The following is a 16,155-nucleotide window of genomic DNA, read 5'->3' on the forward strand; positions in this document are numbered from 1 at the left end:
TTGACGCGGTGGAGGTTGGCGAACCATTCGGCGGATGCCTCCCGGCTTGAGACCGAGCCGTCAAGCAACACTCGAAACCCGTTGGGCGACCGACGGAACAGGAGTTCGCAGGTCATGAGGAGGAACGACTTTACATGTGCGGAATTGTGGGTTACATTGGCCCGCGCAACGTGAAAGACGTTGTGATTGGCGGTTTGGCGAAACTCGAATACCGCGGATACGATTCGGCGGGGATTGCCACGCTGGACAACGATAAAGTCAGTGTGGTCAAATCCGTAGGCCGATTGTCGAACTTGGAGGAGAAGCTGGAGCGGACGCCGGTCGGTGGCCACCTGGGCATTGGTCACACGCGCTGGGCGACGCACGGACGTCCGTCGGACGAAAACGCGCATCCGCATCAGGATTGCAGTGGCCGCTTCGCTATCATTCACAACGGGATCATCGAGAACTACCTGTCCCTGCGTGAGGAACTGCTGGCCAAGGGACACCAGTTCAAGTCGGAGACCGACACGGAAGTGGTTGCGCACTTAATAGAAGAGCTGTACAACGGTGATCTGTTTGCCACCATGGTGGCTGTCGGCAAGCGGATCAAGGGTGCGTACGCATTGGTGGTGATGACGAAAGATGAGCCGGACACCATCATCGCCATGCGTAAGGCGAGTCCGCTAATCATCGGTTTGGGAGACGGGGAAAACTTTATCGCCTCGGACATTCCCGCGGTTCTGGAGTACACGCGCCGGGTGTACGTCCTGGCGGATGGCGAGATGGCCGTCATTCACCGGAATTCTGTCGAGTGCTTCACGCTGGCCGGAGAAGCGGTCAGCAAGGATGTGCTGGAAGTCACCTGGGATGCGGTGGCCGCAGAGCGGGGCGGCTACGATCACTTCATGCTCAAGGAAATTCATGAGCAGCCGAAGGCCATTCGGGATACGCTGACCGGCCGAATTGCACCGGACTACAGCCGGGTGGTGTTCGGCGAAGAGCTGAGCTGGACGCCTGAATTCGTCCGCTCGGTCGATAGGATCCACATCGTGGCCTGCGGCACTTCCTGGCATGCGGGGCTGGTTGGCAAGGCGGTCATTGAGCAGTTGGCGCGAATTCCGGTGGATGTGGAGATTGCGTCCGAATACCGGTACCGGAATCCGATTCAATCGGAGAATACGTTGATTGTGGTGATCAGCCAGTCGGGCGAGACGGCGGATACCCTGGCTGCGCTGCGGGACGCCAAAGCGCGGGGACGCAAGGTGTTGGCCATCACCAATGTGGTGGGCAGCTCGGCGGCGCGCGAGGCGGACGACGTCCTGATTACGCGTGCGGGTCCGGAAATCGCCGTGGCCTCCACGAAGGCATACACCACACAGTTGGTGGTGTTGTATCTGCTGGCCGTGTACTTCGCCCAGGAGCGCGGTTTGTTGGATGACACCCTGATTCGGGAACTGCTGACCGGCATGGCCGCGCTGCCCCAGGCCGCTGATCAGGTGCTCGATACCGCGCCGCAGCTGGAACAGTTTGCGAAGGACTGGAGCAAGGTGGAGGATACGTTCTTCATCGGCCGCGGCGTGGACTATTATCTGTCGCTGGAAGGCGCGCTGAAATTGAAGGAGATTTCGTACATCCACGCGGAGGCTTACGCGGCGGGGGAACTGAAGCACGGCACGCTGGCCCTGATCACGGAAGGGGTGCCCGTGATTGCGCTGGTTACCCAGACCGACCTGTACGAGAAAACGTTGAGCAATATCAAAGAGGTCAAGGCGCGCGACGCGTTCGTGCTCGGTGTCACCTTTGTGGGTGACGAAGCGTTGGCGAAGTCGGTGGACCAGGTGATTTATCTGCCGAAGACCATGCCGTTGCTGTCGCCGATTGTCACTGTGATTCCTCTGCAACTGCTCGCCTACTACGCGGCAGTGGCCCGCGGCAACGACGTGGATAAGCCGCGCAACCTGGCGAAGAGTGTGACGGTGGAGTAAGTCGAACCATGGCCCGTGGTGACATTTGTGTTCGCAAAATGAAGTTCTTCCCTGAGTAAAATAAGTTGTTCCGTATAGCACGGGTGAATTCGGGTCAAAAGCCTGGATTCGCCCTTTCTTTTTGTGGAAAGGGGGCGAAGGGCGGCTTGCGAATCAGCTCCAAAAGTGCGATCTTGTCCATAGAAGCCATCGAGTGCCTCCTCTACTGATTGTTTGGCCACTTTTAGTAGATTGCACTCGACGGCTTTCTCGTCAAGATCAAGCCTCAGAATTTACACCACTACCTGAGACTTTAACTGGGCAAACTGGGCAGGCGGTGATGTATTCCCTGAAACAGTGGGACAAACTGACGGTGTTTTTGGAAGATGGCCACCTGGAGATAGACAACAACCGGAGCGAACGTTCCATCAAGCCGTTTGTGATTGGGCGCAAGAACTGGCTGTTCGCCAACACACCGCGTGGGGCGCGGGCCAGCGCGATTACCTACAGCATTGTGGAGACGGCAAAAGAAAATGGCCTCAACCCGTTCGCCTACCTGCAATATCTGTTCGAGCAGCTGCCGAACGTTGATACGAACGACAAGACAGCGATGGCGGCACTCATGCCATGGTCGGAGACACTGCCCGGCGACATACGCAAAAGCAAATAACACGATGCTGAACAGCCCCGCCGCGATGTTCGAGGTGGGGCTTTCTTCTCCAAATGGTCGGCGAGCCTGCCGGTGATTTTCAAGGTGTCCTCGATTTGACGGTTACGATGATCTGGAAGCTACCGCCATGGGGAGTGGTGCTTATTGCAGTAGCTGCCGGGGCTGGGATATCCGTCCTATAACGACATCAAAGTTTTAGGCCAACCTCATAAAGGTCTTCTCTTGTTACGAAAATAATAGAAACTACTGCTTATTCTATCCTACTAGGGGGGGATAGAATTTTTGCATGGAGGTGTGCTGATGGAAGACCATCACCATCCGCATAAACAACAAGGACAAGACGTCAAGCGATGGGCAAGTGTGGGTTATTGATAGACAAACGCCCCTCGGGGGGCTCTGAGGGGCGCTTTCGGCCAATCAGTGAAAATTCACGTCGATGCGACGGCCGATTTGTTTCTGTGTCTTGGGAATTCGGACTTCCAGCACGCCATTTCTGTACGACGCTTTTGCACCCGCCTCATCCACTGCTGTTGGCAATGGAACAGTTCTGGAAAACTGCCCATAATAACGTTCCATTCGGTGAATATTTTCGTCCTTTTGTTCGTCCATCCGCTCAATTTTTCCGCTCAGGTGGAGATGATTGTCGTGAACGGTGATATTCACGTCTTCCTTCTTCTCCAATCCCGGGATTTCGGCGGTAACAATCACCTCGTTCTGACTTTCGCGGACGTCTACGCGGATCCGCGGCATGCTCACGAAGTGTTCATCAAACCATTGATCATCGAATAGCCGGGGGAATGACGGGAACGAGCCAGCATCGCGTCGCATGATACCAAACGGGTCATACGGCACCAACGGCATACACACACCTCCAGATCAAATTGTCCGGATTTATCGTATCCCGCGGCGGACCAAAACTTGCATGCCCGTGTCGCTGGCCTGTTAGAAATCCGAGGAGATATCTCGGGAATTCCAAATACGGTACCCTTTGGATGGGTTCGCATGTCTGGATGAATCGGGGATATCCTCTAAAAGACAACAAGTGTAGGCAGGGGAGGCAATCCAGTGAAAATCTTCATCGTGTACGATAGTGAGAATGGACATACGGAGGCATTGGCGAAAGCGATCGCGGAAGGTGCCAGCACAGAGGACGCAACGGTAGTTCTCCGTCACGTATCGGAAGCGGATGTGCGAGAGTTGGTGGACGCAGATGCCATCATTTGGGGGTGCCCTGGTCATTTTGGGACCATCAGCGCCGGTCTCAAGGCGTGGATTGACAAGTTGGGGTATTTGTGGGCCAAGGGCAAGTTGGTCGGGAAAGTGGGTGCCGCATTTTGCACCACGGCGACCGTCCATGGCGGCATTGAGATGACGTTGTGGAATTTGATTACTCCCATGCTGCACAATGGGATGATCATTGTCGGCTTGCCCGGGAATGTACCCGAAAATGTATTGTACGGCTCGTATTATGGAGTCGGGGTGACTTGCCCAGTGGAATTGTCGCCGGATGCACCGCCGAACTTGCCGTCGGAAAACGATTTGGCACTGGGGCGTGCACTTGGCCGACGTGTCTATGAAGTCGCGTCCAAACTGGCCCGCTGACGGGAGAGAGGAGGAGGGACGGTGGAATTTCTCGTCATCTTTGTGGCTGCAGTCGTCATTGTTGGCGCCTTGGTGATTTTCATGAACGTACGCGCCATTCAGCGGGAGAATCAGGCGAAAAGGGTGCGCCAGTCCGAAGCCGCCGCAGAGCTCCAAGCACCCGGGAACGAGACGGGAAGGCTGCCGGCCCATGCGCGGCCGATTGAAGGCACGCCAACTCCCAACGGGCGGATGGCGGCTGAACCGGAGCAGGCGTCGAGGAAGGAGCAGGTATTTTCAAGGTCTCGTCAGGTCTCGGCGAATACTGAAGGAGAAGCCTTGACACCTGACCTCAAACGCCCGAATCCGGTCACGGAGGATGTGTACGAGTCGTCAGATGCTGCGTATCGCGCTGCGTTGAGAGAGGCGCTGCAGGGAAAACGGGAACTGGGTGGACGAACGCCGGATCTTCGTGAAGACGAGATATGGACTGAAGATGAGCGGTACCGAGCCGCTTTGCGCTCGATGCTGAACCAGCGGGATGAGTAGCCAGGTCATACGAGAGTGCCCCTTCTGTCATACGCGCAACCGAGTCAATCCACGGCGTATCCACAAGGCGCTGTGCGGTCGCTGTCACCGTCGACTCGACGCCACGTACTACGATGTGCTGGAAGTGTCTCCGAATGCTTCTCCCGAGGAGATTAAGCGGCAGTATCGAAAACTGGTACAGCGTTGGCACCCGGACAAACACCCGGGTGATGGGTTTGCTTTGGAATACTTCAAGGCGTTGAACCAGGCCTATCGCACACTCATGCGGCCGGCCGAGCGGGCATTATACGATGAACCCCTGCGTCGCAGCGGGACCGGTTCATCGTTCCACCGAAAGGTGCACGAAACCTCCGTGCCATCGGCCGCGGAGGCTGTGGATGACGTGGTGTGGATGTCCATTCTATGGTTGTGCGCGGCATTGGCGATGTTCTTGTTTGGGTTGATGGTCGGCGGTGACGTACCGTGGCTCAGCGTTCTTCTGTTCGTCAGTGCCGGGGGGTGCCTCGTATATGGACTTGTTCACGTGGGAGAGTGGCTGAGCCGTGCCGAATAAGTGCTTTCGGTGCGGCCAATGATTTACCTCTACGTACTGTGGGAATGTCGTCCCTGAAACCGTTGACACGGCAGCGCCCTGAATGTGGATAAACCTTGGCCACTCATCAATCCGGAGATTGTGGAGCGAAGTCCGGAAACCATGGTGGTGTGGGACGCCTGTTTAAGTTTCTTGTGCATCTTCTGCCAGGTTACGCGCAACGAGTGGGTGACCGTCCGCTATCAGGACATGGCAGGGGTGTGGCATGAAATCAAAGCGGAGGGGGAACTTTCCGAACTGCTGCAGCATGAAATTGACCATCTGGATGGCATCCTTGCGCTGGATCGCATGACGGACATCAAGACATTGTGCACACGGGAAGAATTTGAAAAACGGTACCGCGCAAACAGCCCGTACGCTACCTGAAGTGGAATGGCCCGCTCCGCGCCGTTCCACAGAAACATCCTCCAAAATATTTTGTCACAATGTTCAATAAAGGTAGTATTCTGTATATTCAAGTTTGCTTTGCTTTACTTTCTTATTTATACTGTTTCAAGGCAACATATTGGTTCGAAAAGGGCAAACCTGGGGAAATCCAGGGGCGCAAAGCTATAGGGGCTAACTTACACGAGATGTAACATGCCAGCCAGCTGCCGAAGACGTCGGGCTGTCGAGTCCCGCGGTGCGGGGCTCGTTTTTTGTGCGCTACTCTGCCCATGTTCCTCCCAGCATCCTCTCGTGAAGTTCCGATCTCTCCTGACGCATGCGACCTCTGCATTGTACCCATCACGCCCGTACGGAGCCCATGTGGATTTGGGGATTGCCTGATTTGAAGACGGCCGTCGCACGGCTAGTACAAATCCTTTGACGGAGGTAGCTTGTGATGCGGTTATTATCATCCATTCGTAGGGTATCCTTTCGAGGCTTGGCATTCAAAATGATTTCCGTGGTCATTCTGTACGTTATCGTGCTTTCGGCAGCGTTCATGGCTACGAACAGCTATGTGACCAACACCCTTTCGGCACAGCTGGAGCATGATTTTTCCCTGCGTCTTCAGTCTAATATGACCACACTGCAGGAAGACCTGAAATCACTGCCCACCTACGACAAAATTCACAAAATCAACGATCCGGTCTATCTTCAAATTCGGAAAGTATTAGAGCAACTGAAGCGTGACGATGGCCTAGCCAATGTGTACATACTGGAAAAGACTTCTCCGTCCGATCCAGGACACATTGTGGAACTGACAGACACGCCAAACGACTACATGTCGTCCTACGTGTTTTCCGCAGATATGAACCAGGCGCTTCAGCAAGACAAGACTGTGGTGAGCAGCGTCTACAAAGACCAATACGGAACCTGGAAATCCATCTTTGCCCCGCTGCCCGACAGTCATGGGGCCGTGAAGGCGTTGCTCGGGATTGACGTGAATGCCGCTATTATTCCGAGCACCGTCGCCAAGGCGCGGACCGCTTCATTGACTGTGTTTCTTGCGATTCTTTTGGCGGGCGTCGGGATTGCCGTGCTGCTGTCCCGGATGGTCACCGTCCCCATCCGCAAATTGGTGGAGACGACTGCCCAGGTTGCGGAAGGTAATTTGACGGTGGCGGTGGGCATTCGCCGACACGACGAGATTGGGACGTTGAGCACGGCCTTTGAGAAAATGTCCACATCCTTGCGCACGCTGATTGGCCATCTGTCGAAGAGCGCGGAACACATCGCAACAACGAGCGAAACCCTGAATACTTCCGCCTCGGAAGCCAACAAAGGGGCCGAGGAAGTGGCCGTCGCGACCAACGAAATGACACAGTCTGTGGAGAGCATTGTGACTTCCATCAACCAGACGACGGAAACCGTTGCGTCGGCCGACCAAGCGCTTCAGACGGTCGAAAACAAGGCAGCGGAAATGAGCCAGATGGCCAGAAAGGTCGTTGCCGAATCGGAACAGGGCAAGGAACTCATTGGTACAGCGAAAGAACAGATGGATCTGATTCGGGATGTCATGGTTTCGTCCACAAATGTCGCAAAACAACTGGAACAGCGGTCGAACGAGATCGCCAGCATCACCGAATTCATCACGGATATTTCTGTGCAAACCAACCTGCTTGCGTTGAACGCGGCCATTGAAGCGGCGCGTGTGGGTGAGCAGGGGAAAGGCTTCGCGGTGGTGGCCGACGAGATTCGCAAGTTGGCGGACCAGACCAGCCAAGCTGCGGTGTCCATTGCCGAGTTGGTGAACAGCACGCAGGCAGACAGTGCAATGGTCATTGAAAGCATCGCCAAAGGCACGGACGCCGTGAACGAAGGTCATCAACTGATTCACTCCACGAGTGAGACCTATGATCGGATTTTCGACGGCATCACCTTTGTGGATGACCAGATTGAAGCGCTCGAGGGCGTCATCCAAAACCTGAAGGACGGATTTTCCTCCATCACCGCATCGATGCAGAACATCTCTGCGGTGACAGAGGAACAGGTGGCCGGATTTGAGCAAATTGCCGCGGTCACGCAGGAGCAGAGCGCGGAGATGGCGCAGATATCGAACTCCGTCGAAGCGTTGGCTGAGATGACGCAGGAACTGAACAACGCCATTCGACGTTTTCGTGTTCATTGACGCTCAAGGCGAGCCGGACGCTCGGTGAAAATTCTGTATATTTTTAGTCTGAAAGTTTAATACAGGGAAATCGGGTGAGCCTGTAGAACCTGTTCTTGAGGAGAGTGACGCTGATGAAGAGCCTATTTCCAAGCGTGGATGGAAACGAACGGGACAGGGCGCAGCTTTTGCAATGGATGGAGCAACTGCTTCGCGGGCTGGATGAATTGAAGGATCCGGATCGCGTGTTCCTCAAAGGGAACAAGGATAGAAGTGGACACTTTTATCAAACGCTTGCCGAGGACAGCGTCATTCCACAACAGGGCGCTCCTCTGGAGGATGTGAACGTTCAACTGCTGGAGCTGTTGAAGTCCCATCCTTATCATACCAAGTACTTCCTGACAAACATTCTGCCCATGGCCAGCATTCCGGGGATCTTGGGTCTGTTGACTGCGGCGCTGGTGAACGGAAACAACCTGTGGGACGTCTACGGGCCGGCCGGTGCCGAGGCGGAAGTGCGAGTGGTCAGCATGATGTCGAAGTTGGTTGGGTACGACCACAGGAAGAGCGGTGGATACACCACCTGGGGCGGACAAGGCGCGGTCTTTTCCGGACTTCGTTTGGCGATTGCCAAGTTCGATCCGGACGCCATCCAACGCGGCGTCCCTGGCAATTTCTACGTGTTGGCCTCGGAGTCGGCGCACTACAGCGCATTGAAAGCCGTCGAAGCCACGGGGCTCGGGCGGGACAAGCTGATTCGCGTTCGGAGCAACCCGGACAATTCGATGAACCTGATGGATTTGGAAGAAAAGTTGGAGCGGGTAATGGCTGGCGGCGGTGTGCCCGTGTACATTGTGGCGACAACAGGAACCACCGACGCCATGGGGATTGACAACGTCAAGGGAGTTTATGATATCGCGTCGGCGGTTGCTGAGCGGGCCGGAACGAGAAGGCCGCATATCCACGCCGACTCTGCGCTGGGTGGCTTCTTTGCGATGTTCAACCAGTATGACTTCGAAAGAAACCCACTGGGGTTGAAGGAACACGTATTGGATGCCATCCGCCCGATTCGGGACAAGATGCTCGGCTTGGCGTACGCCGATTCCCTGTGTTTCGATTTTCAAAAGCTAGGGCAAACACCGTACGTGACCAGTTTGTTCATGGTCAAGGATGCGTCCGACTTCACCTGGGTGGATCTCGCACCCGAGCATACACCGTACGTGGGGCATCGGGGATATGGCGACTACCACACGGGATATACGCTCGAGTGTTCTCGGATGTCCAGTTCGATTGCCATGCTCAGCGCGTTGCTCGCTTTTGGGGTGGAAGGCTACCAACGGTTGTTGGCGCAGTTTGTCGAGGTCAATTTGGCCATCCGGAGCGCACTGCGCGACCGGGTTCCCGGCCTCGAAATTGTGAACGCGGACAATCCGGGCATCATCACCGCGTTCCGAGTTTACCCAGATGGCAAGAACTACGCGGACGAACTGGCGGGCAAGTACACCGCGGCAGAAATCCAGGAGATCAATTCGATGAACGAGCGGCTCTTTGAAGTCTTTGGCCGGCAGCGGGATCGGATTTTCCTCGGTGATACCAAGCAACATTTGATGGTGGACACGAAAGATGGCTACCGTGTACCGATTTACGCGTCGAAGGTGTTTGTGATTTCTCCTTACACGCAGCCTGAGGACGCAGAGTACATCGCGCAGTACATCCAGGACCAGGTCGCCAGCGTCTATGCGTATCGATGAAGCAGCGGCTGTGTCGGCCTTCTGATGAACGAAGGTGAGGGGAACGCCTCCCTGCCCGCAAGGGCAAGGGGGGCGTTTTATATTATGCAAGACTGGGCCAATCCCCCATCAGGTTCTGGGTCCCTTCGGAACACGGTCAAATATTGCAATCGGGTGTCGAAATCTATGGAAGTCATTTCACAGAACAAGTAGGGGAGGACGCGCTCGAAGGAGACCATTGCGTGTTCACCCCGTCGCACAGGAGGAGAAAAGTGAGAAAGCGTTCCATCGTCACCCTGGCCATGTTGCCTGCATTGCTGTCTCCCTTGTCGGCCTCGTTCTCAGTCTCATCCGCCGCGACTTCCACGTTTACCGTCAAGCATATCTATTACAACAATCAATTAGTGTCCAGCCCCTATGGCTTTGTGGCCAATCAAACCACATACATCCCAATCTGGTACATCATGCAGGTGCTCGAACGCGCCGGCATCCAGAGTACATGGAAAGATGGACAATGGAATCTAGTCGTTCCGTCCACGTATCCGATGAACTGGAACAACCTATCCCTTGGTACGGGGAATGCCAGCCTCTCGGTGAATGGCCGGGTGGTCCAGAAATTGAACAGCGTGGTCCGGAGTGACCCGTATTCGGGACAACCGACGACGTACATGCCGATTTGGTATGTGATGCAGGTGATGAATCGGTTGGGCATGCAATCCGAGTGGAACGGGACGGCGTGGTACATCCATCCGCCGGTGGTGTCCAGCGTTTCGGACTTGCGGGTGAGGCACATTGACTATGACGGAAAACTGATGTCCAGTCCCTATGGGTTTGTGAGGAACAATACCACCTACATGCCAATCTGGTATATGGAGAACGTGTTTCGTGCCATCGGCATTGCGAATACTTTCAGTCAAGGGCAGTGGCGATTCACCATTCCGTCCTACTACAAGTTGGATCTATCCAATCTCAGCCCGGGACGGGGAAGCGCATCCATCGTGATGAATGGAACGGTGGTCATGAATATGGATTCCGTGTCCTATGAGGATCCGTACGCAGGGAATCAAACCACGTACGTCCCCATCTGGTCCGTGATGCAAGCCCTGAATCGAATTGGGTTGAAATCATCGTGGCAAAACGCGACGGATTGGGTGTTGACGCCGTCTTTTACCACGGTCGATTTACGGTATCCGGCGCCTGGAAATATTACCGCGTCTTTGATTGACCGCTTTCTTCAAGATCACAACAGCCCGTTCACTGGGCTCGGAGCATCCTACATTCACGCCCAAAACACATACGGCGTGGACGCCAACTACCTGGTCTCCCATTCCATTGAGGAATGCGGATGGACAGGCAGCGACCTTTCCACGGAAGACAACAACCTCTATGGCTATGGCGCGTATGATTCGGAACCGACCGCCGCGGGCAAGTTCCCGAGTGATGACTATGCGATTCAGTTCGAGGCATGGGAGGTTCGCAACAACTATCTGACGCCTGGTTCTTCGCACTATGTTGCACCCACCTTGACCGGCATGAATGTTCACTACGCGACCGATCCCAACTGGGCGAACAACATCGGTTCCCTCATGAGCGAATTGGCGGCGGCAGCCAATGATTCGGTGCAAAGCTACAAGCAGTACAACGGAGATGACGCTGCGTCAGCTCCGGCGCCCGCGCGTGCGGATGAGCCCGTGTATGTGTTGAACGGCGCCGCGGGTGTGGTTCAATCCAACGCCACGTATCACGGTCTGCCTTATTATTCCGATATGGAGACCGGCGAGTCGAAAATGTTCTACGGTCAAACGCTTCAGGTCGGGAGTTCAGGAACCAATGTGGTTGCATTGCAAGAATTTCTGAATCAGACCATCCACAGCGGATTGGCGGTGGACGGCCAATTCGGAAACTTGACCGAGCAGGCGGTGATCCGTTTTCAGCAGCAAAACGGGCTGACCGCATCCGGCACGTGGGATTATTCCTTGTGGAAAAAGTATATCGAGCCTTCCTACTCCCTGATTCCCGCGGGAACGTCCATATGGGTGGACGAAATGAAACAAGGCATGTCCGGGCCCTACGTGATGGAGTGGTACCATGTCCCGGGGTATGGGTGGGTGGACGGGCAATACGTCCATTTCACCAACGTGTATCGGGTGAGTGTGGCGAACCCCCATTCCTCACAGACTTCGGTGCCCGTATACGATGCCTCCGGGCAGCAGATGGCAGTATTGCATGCGGGCGATTTTGTCGTCGCAAACAATGCACAGGCCACCGCTGGCGCGGTGCAGATTCAATTCGCGAATGAATGGACAGGACAGTTGCTCACGGGATATATCCATTCGTCCGACGGGGAGTTGACCCAACAACCGTAGGCTGTTGTCCCATTCCATGAAGTCCGGGCCATCACGGGGTGGAACGCTGCCGGTTCCACCCCCGTTTTACGCCAACGAAGATAACAGCCCCAACGGCCATCACCAGCAGTGCAGGCACCAAGTGCGGACCAAGGATTTGGTGATAGTGAGACCAGAGCACCTCCACGTAACGTCCGACAATCACGAAGAACGACACCCACGCAAGCGTGCTCGCTGTATTGTAGACGCTGAACAGAACAATCGGCATTCGATTGACTCCTGCGAGATACGGGATGAGTACGCGGACACCGGCGATGAACTTTCCAAACAACACCAACGAGCCTCTGTATTTCGAGAATTTTTCGTCGGCAGCGTTCAACTTGCTCTCCGTGATGCCAATGAATCGCCCGAACCGGGTAATGGCAGGGCGACCGAGATAACGGCCGATGCTATATGCGATGGTGGACCCGATGATGTTGCCTAAGGCAGCGCTGCAGAGCAGAGGGATTAAGGAAAACGCCCCCTTCATCCATTCAAATCCCGAGATGGTCAGGGTGGTTTCTGCAGGAAACGGGATCCCTATCATTTCTAGAAGTAGGATGAGGAACACGCCTGAGTATCCGTAGTGTGAAATCCACTGTTGTACAGGGAGATGCATGTTGACTTCCTCTCTTCACTGAGTTTGTTGAACCCACTGCCATACCGTTTGAGATTCCCCGCCTGTGTCAACGCTGCATGCCGGAGTGTCCCCGGAGGATGGCTGTTCATCCGAACAGACGGATCTTGCGCAAAAAAAGTTCATTCGCCAGTGAACCAAATGACGAATGACGCGGTCTTTGTTCATGAGCAGATCTTTTCTGTTTGGTTCGCGTCGAGGATGGCGGTGCCTGGTTGGGGTTTTGGTACAAACTATAGAAGACATTCGCTATGGCGTATGGGTATCGATGCTTGCAGAGAACATGTGAAGGTTCAGGATGCTTGGGGTGATGCTTCAATTGGATGATAATCACCTGCGACAGATTCAGGCTGCAAAGGCCGGCAACCGGGAAGCATTCGCCCAACTTGTACGCTCTTACAAAGATTTTGTGTATCGCACTGCTTATGCCATCCTGCACGATGGCGCGGAGGCGGAGGATGTGGTGCAGGAGTCGTTCGTGAAAGCTTTCTTATCGTTGCGGTCGCTGCGGGATGAACGGGCGTTTCCGTCCTGGATTTCCACGATTGCCACGCGGATTGCGTTGGACATTGTAAAGCGACGACAAGTTTCCTGGGCGCCTGTATCCAATTCCGAACGACTGCCGGCACCTTCCGTGAATTCGGATCTGCGTTTGGACATGGAGGCGGCGCTGGCCCAACTCAGTCCGGAGCACAGGGCCGTCCTGGTCCTGCGCGAGGTGCAGGGATTTGATTACCGGGAAATTGCGGACATTCTTGGCATTCCCATTGGAACCGTGCGTTCTCGCTTACACACTGCGAGAATGCAATTGCGACTACGATTGCTACCGCCTGAGCAAAGGGGGGAGCCACAATGACGTGCGAAGACATGAGCGAATGGATCTCCGCCTACGTGGATGGCGAACTGCGGGAAGCGGAACGGGTGATGGTGCGGGAGCACTTGCACCATTGCGAATCCTGCCGGGAACTGGCGAAGATGTTTGAATCGTTATCTGCGCGGATCGAAAGCACCTTCATGGACTTGTCCGCGCCGCCGGCTGTGGAGGCGGCCATCATGCAGCAGTTGGGCTGGGGCCGCCAGGCCACGCAAGGATTACGGCTGATTTGGGTGGTCGTTTGCAGTGCGGCATTGATGATGGCATTGGCTGTCGGTGGGGGATTGGCCATGGGGGTGGGAGGGTGCTGGCGCCTGTTTCGCATTTTGTCCCACATGCTTCGCGGTGCGAATCTGCTGGTGATTCGGACGGTGTTCGGGCAGGGGTGGTTGGGCTTGGCCGCGATGCTCCTGGGGATGGGGATGGTGGTCATTTGCGTGGTTGCCATCGGACGGGTGCTGAGACAACCGCTCGATTCCCGGCTCAGTTCGCCGTAGAAGAAGGATCGTTGCAAAGTGGGTGAATCAGAGATGCGTCGTCTGATGCGAAGGATATGTGCGTCGACGCTGGCCGCATTGACGGTCATGATTGCCGCTGTGTGGTGGGGAAGCTGGGCGCAGCCCATGCGGGCCTATGCCGGTATCGGGCGAGATGTGGTGAGTCGGCACGCGGTGGTTATTCCGGCCGGAGAGAAGGCTGAGGACGTACTGGTCATTGGCAACAATGCGACGGTGTCCGGAACCGTCACGGACACCATTGTGGTGCTCCAGGGTACCGTTCATTTGACGTCCACGGCGCGCGTGGACACGGTGATCAATGTGGGCGGGCAAGTGACAGAAGACCCTGGAGCGCATGTCGGCGCCGTATACACGCTGGCCTTTACGCAGCCGTTTTTGAACAGCCTCAGTCTGGGCGTCGCCATGGTGGTTGCACTGTGGGCGGTGCGGCTGGCTCTGAGTGCGGCCCTGGTTGCCGTGCCGACGGTTTTGGCGCTCTTGGTGCAAGCGCGCCTCCATGCGCCCGTTTCGTATCTTGAAAAGTCGGTTCGGCGCACCGGGCTGACGGGGTTGCTGGCGACGGTGGGAGCTGCCATCCTTTGCGCCATCACAGCCATCATCATCATTGGTCTGCCGGTCACCGCAGTCCTCCTCCTGTTGTACACCCTGGTCGGCTGCGTTGGGTTGACCTGTGTGTCCTATTGGTTGGGAGGTCTTACCAAGATTGGCCGAGTGCAGGACGGCCCCATCTGGCTGAAAACGCTGGTTGGCGCAACGTTCATGATGGCGTTCGGGAATATTCCCGTGGTCGGCCCCGTCCTGTTGATGGTTGCGTGGCTGGTCGGGATTGGATGTGTCACAGCTTGGCTGTGGCAACGATGGAGTTCTCGGAAATCCGGTCCATCATCGTCATGAGAGGCCAAATGATGCCCTGCCCCTACCAGAATCGCATTCTACAATCGTGCAAAAATTTTTCATTCAGGAGTGAGACCCATGAACCCATTTGACGTTACCGTCTATCACGATATCAACCAGTTTGCGGGGCACCATCCGGTGCTGGATGCTTTCATGGCCTTCATTGCGAAGGATGCGCTGGAGCTTTACGCGCTGCTGTTTATCGTGGCATGGTTCGCAATGCCCAAAGCGGAGGAGCGTAAGCGGCACGCGTTGGTGGTATCGTTCTGCTCAGGGGTGTTGGCTCTGGTCATCAATGTCGTGATTTCACATATCTGGTTCCGGCCGCGCCCCTTTGTCGCGCTTCCCAAAGGCAGTTTCACACAGCTGATTCCACATCCGGCGGACGCGTCGTTTCCCAGTGATCACACGTCTGGAAGCTTTGCGTTTGCCAGTGGGGTTGCGGGCAGTCAATTGCGCTGGGTTCAATACAGTTTCACGATTCTGGCTGTGCTCACGATGATTGCACGGGTCTACGTGGGGGTGCATTGGCCCACCGATGTTCTGGCCGGTCTGGTGGTTGGGCTTGTGGCTGGACGCGTGATGAGAAAATATGAACGTTTGGTCCGTCCGCTGACGCGGGTGGCGCTGCGGATATTCCACTATGGTCCGTACAGCCGAGGGGCGGTTCACGCGAAGAGCTCCGTTGCCCGGTGAACTGGCGCTCTGGTTTTTCGGCGTCGCCCGTTCTGCGCACCATCGAGGATGTGTACGGCTTTCCACATCTAGGGCAAAGCGCCAGGGTGGCGCCGATCACGAGTGCTTGGCAAACTATACGGCTTTCACAGAGAATTCCAATGTTCAGGTGGTATGGTAGAGGGGGAATGGTTTCTTTGTGAATTCAACATGTAATTTTAACTCAAGTTTCGCACCCTTAGACAGCCAGCTTTTCCTTGATAGCGCTGGGTAAATGGGTGATAAACTGTTCAACAATCATGTCGATCACGGTGCCGTTATGAACATCTGCTGCCTCCATGATGGACCGTAGCAGTTCGATCAACAGACGCATGGCGTCGGCGAACCGGATGTCTTCGAGCTCGTCACAGCAGTCGAAGAAGAGAGCTCCTATCGTTCTTGGATCCTTCTCGTCCCGAGCAGCCGCCGACAACATGATGTATCGTGCGAAGACGATGGTGGTGTGGGCAAACATTTGGTCGTATGTCCGTCCCTGCAACTCTTTCGCCAGTCGAAGATGGGATTTACTGACT

The 16,155-nt window shown here is 55.5% G+C and carries 14 protein-coding genes, 2 pseudogenes and 1 riboswitch; of the genes and pseudogenes, 13 read left to right on the top strand and 3 right to left on the bottom strand.

All coding sequences use genetic code 11. The annotated features are described in order from the left end of the window. Window positions 1-134 precede the first annotated feature (134 nt). On the top strand, window positions 135-1,967 hold the full coding sequence (gene glmS / locus G463_RS0107300) for a glutamine--fructose-6-phosphate transaminase (isomerizing) (RefSeq protein WP_026974645.1): 1,833 nt from the start codon (window positions 135-137) through the stop codon (window positions 1,965-1,967). 307 nt (window positions 1,968-2,274) lie between these two features. Beyond that, window positions 2,275-2,616: pseudogene (locus G463_RS19265) on the top strand (IS66 family transposase); the annotation flags it as partial. Between the two features lie 417 nt (window positions 2,617-3,033). Here G463_RS19265 and G463_RS0107320 read toward each other — a convergent pair. After that, on the bottom strand, window positions 3,034-3,477 hold the full coding sequence (locus G463_RS0107320) for an Hsp20/alpha crystallin family protein (protein WP_026974646.1): 444 nt from the start codon (window positions 3,475-3,477) through the stop codon (window positions 3,034-3,036). 204 nt (window positions 3,478-3,681) lie between these two features. Here G463_RS0107320 and G463_RS0107325 point away from each other — a divergent pair, with 204 nt between their 5' ends. The 7 genes from G463_RS0107325 to G463_RS19280 all read left to right on the top strand — a co-directional run bounded on the left by G463_RS0107325 (window position 3,682) and on the right by G463_RS19280 (window position 11,967). Continuing rightward, complete coding sequence (locus G463_RS0107325) at window positions 3,682-4,218, top strand: NAD(P)H-dependent oxidoreductase (RefSeq protein ID WP_026974647.1); 537 nt, start codon at window positions 3,682-3,684, stop codon at window positions 4,216-4,218. A 21-nt stretch (window positions 4,219-4,239) separates the two neighbouring features. Continuing rightward, the gene (locus G463_RS0107330; protein ID WP_026974648.1) at window positions 4,240-4,746 is read left to right on the top strand and encodes a hypothetical protein; all 507 of its coding nucleotides are present in this window, start codon (window positions 4,240-4,242) and stop codon (window positions 4,744-4,746) included. Beyond that, on the top strand, window positions 4,739-5,299 hold the full coding sequence (locus G463_RS21670) for a J domain-containing protein (RefSeq protein ID WP_084171345.1): 561 nt from the start codon (window positions 4,739-4,741) through the stop codon (window positions 5,297-5,299). Before G463_RS0107330 ends, G463_RS21670 begins: the two co-directional genes overlap by 8 nt. Window positions 5,300-5,383: 84 nt before the next feature. Further along, entirely contained in the window at window positions 5,384-5,704 is a 321-nt protein-coding gene (locus tag G463_RS19275; protein ID WP_211227393.1) for a peptide deformylase, read from the top strand. A 142-nt stretch (window positions 5,705-5,846) separates the two neighbouring features. Then, a riboswitch (cyclic di-GMP riboswitch) is annotated at window positions 5,847-5,936 on the top strand. A 225-nt stretch (window positions 5,937-6,161) separates the two neighbouring features. After that, window positions 6,162-7,892, top strand: a complete 1,731-nt coding sequence (locus G463_RS0107345; RefSeq protein ID WP_084171347.1) for a methyl-accepting chemotaxis protein — start codon at window positions 6,162-6,164, stop codon at window positions 7,890-7,892. Between the two features lie 113 nt (window positions 7,893-8,005). After that, window positions 8,006-9,622, top strand: a complete 1,617-nt coding sequence (locus tag G463_RS0107350; RefSeq protein WP_156900123.1) for a pyridoxal phosphate-dependent decarboxylase family protein — start codon at window positions 8,006-8,008, stop codon at window positions 9,620-9,622. A gap of 251 nt (window positions 9,623-9,873) precedes the next feature. Beyond that, window positions 9,874-11,967 (top strand): glucosaminidase domain-containing protein, encoded by a 2,094-nt coding sequence (locus G463_RS19280; RefSeq protein ID WP_051322052.1) that lies wholly within the window; start codon window positions 9,874-9,876, stop codon window positions 11,965-11,967. Window positions 11,968-11,998: 31 nt separating this feature from the next. On the opposite strand, the gene G463_RS0107360 is transcribed toward G463_RS19280, so the two are convergent. After that, window positions 11,999-12,604 (bottom strand): DedA family protein, encoded by a 606-nt coding sequence (locus tag G463_RS0107360; protein ID WP_026974651.1) that lies wholly within the window; start codon window positions 12,602-12,604, stop codon window positions 11,999-12,001. Between the two features lie 328 nt (window positions 12,605-12,932). On the opposite strand from G463_RS0107360, the gene G463_RS0107365 reads away from it, so the two are divergent. The 4 genes from G463_RS0107365 to G463_RS19285 all read left to right on the top strand — a co-directional run bounded on the left by G463_RS0107365 (window position 12,933) and on the right by G463_RS19285 (window position 15,604). Continuing rightward, complete coding sequence (locus G463_RS0107365) at window positions 12,933-13,478, top strand: RNA polymerase sigma factor (protein WP_026974652.1); 546 nt, start codon at window positions 12,933-12,935, stop codon at window positions 13,476-13,478. Beyond that, a complete protein-coding gene (locus G463_RS0107370) occupies window positions 13,475-13,993 on the top strand; it encodes an anti-sigma factor family protein (RefSeq protein ID WP_026974653.1) in 519 nt (172 codons plus the stop codon). The genes G463_RS0107365 and G463_RS0107370 overlap by 4 nt, the downstream gene beginning before the upstream one ends. A gap of 33 nt (window positions 13,994-14,026) precedes the next feature. Further along, window positions 14,027-14,908, top strand: a complete 882-nt coding sequence (locus G463_RS0107375) for a DUF8173 domain-containing protein (RefSeq protein WP_026974654.1) — start codon at window positions 14,027-14,029, stop codon at window positions 14,906-14,908. A 78-nt stretch (window positions 14,909-14,986) separates the two neighbouring features. Continuing rightward, window positions 14,987-15,604, top strand: coding sequence for an undecaprenyl-diphosphatase (locus G463_RS19285; RefSeq protein WP_211227394.1), 618 nt, complete (start codon window positions 14,987-14,989; stop codon window positions 15,602-15,604). A gap of 217 nt (window positions 15,605-15,821) precedes the next feature. Here G463_RS19285 and G463_RS23145 read toward each other — a convergent pair. Next, window positions 15,822-16,155, bottom strand: a pseudogene (locus G463_RS23145) (IS4 family transposase); the annotation flags it as partial.

The organism is Alicyclobacillus contaminans DSM 17975 (genome assembly GCF_000429525.1).
Classification (GTDB): Bacteria; Bacillota; Bacilli; order Alicyclobacillales; family Alicyclobacillaceae; genus Alicyclobacillus_A; species Alicyclobacillus_A contaminans.

Coding starts and splice junctions, on each gene's coding strand:
- G463_RS0107370 (WP_026974653.1), top strand. CDS start 13,475: ATGACGTGCGAAGACATGAGCGAATGGATCTCCGCCTACGTGGATGGC.
- G463_RS0107360 (WP_026974651.1), bottom strand. CDS start 12,604: ATGCATCTCCCTGTACAACAGTGGATTTCACACTACGGATACTCAGGC.
- G463_RS0107365 (WP_026974652.1), top strand. CDS start 12,933: ATGCTTCAATTGGATGATAATCACCTGCGACAGATTCAGGCTGCAAAG.
- G463_RS0107350 (WP_156900123.1), top strand. CDS start 8,006: ATGAAGAGCCTATTTCCAAGCGTGGATGGAAACGAACGGGACAGGGCG.
- G463_RS0107375 (WP_026974654.1), top strand. CDS start 14,027: ATGCGTCGTCTGATGCGAAGGATATGTGCGTCGACGCTGGCCGCATTG.
- G463_RS0107320 (WP_026974646.1), bottom strand. CDS start 3,477: ATGCCGTTGGTGCCGTATGACCCGTTTGGTATCATGCGACGCGATGCT.
- glmS (WP_026974645.1), top strand. CDS start 135: ATGTGCGGAATTGTGGGTTACATTGGCCCGCGCAACGTGAAAGACGTT.
- G463_RS19285 (WP_211227394.1), top strand. CDS start 14,987: ATGAACCCATTTGACGTTACCGTCTATCACGATATCAACCAGTTTGCG.
- G463_RS21670 (WP_084171345.1), top strand. CDS start 4,739: ATGAGTAGCCAGGTCATACGAGAGTGCCCCTTCTGTCATACGCGCAAC.
- G463_RS0107345 (WP_084171347.1), top strand. CDS start 6,162: ATGCGGTTATTATCATCCATTCGTAGGGTATCCTTTCGAGGCTTGGCA.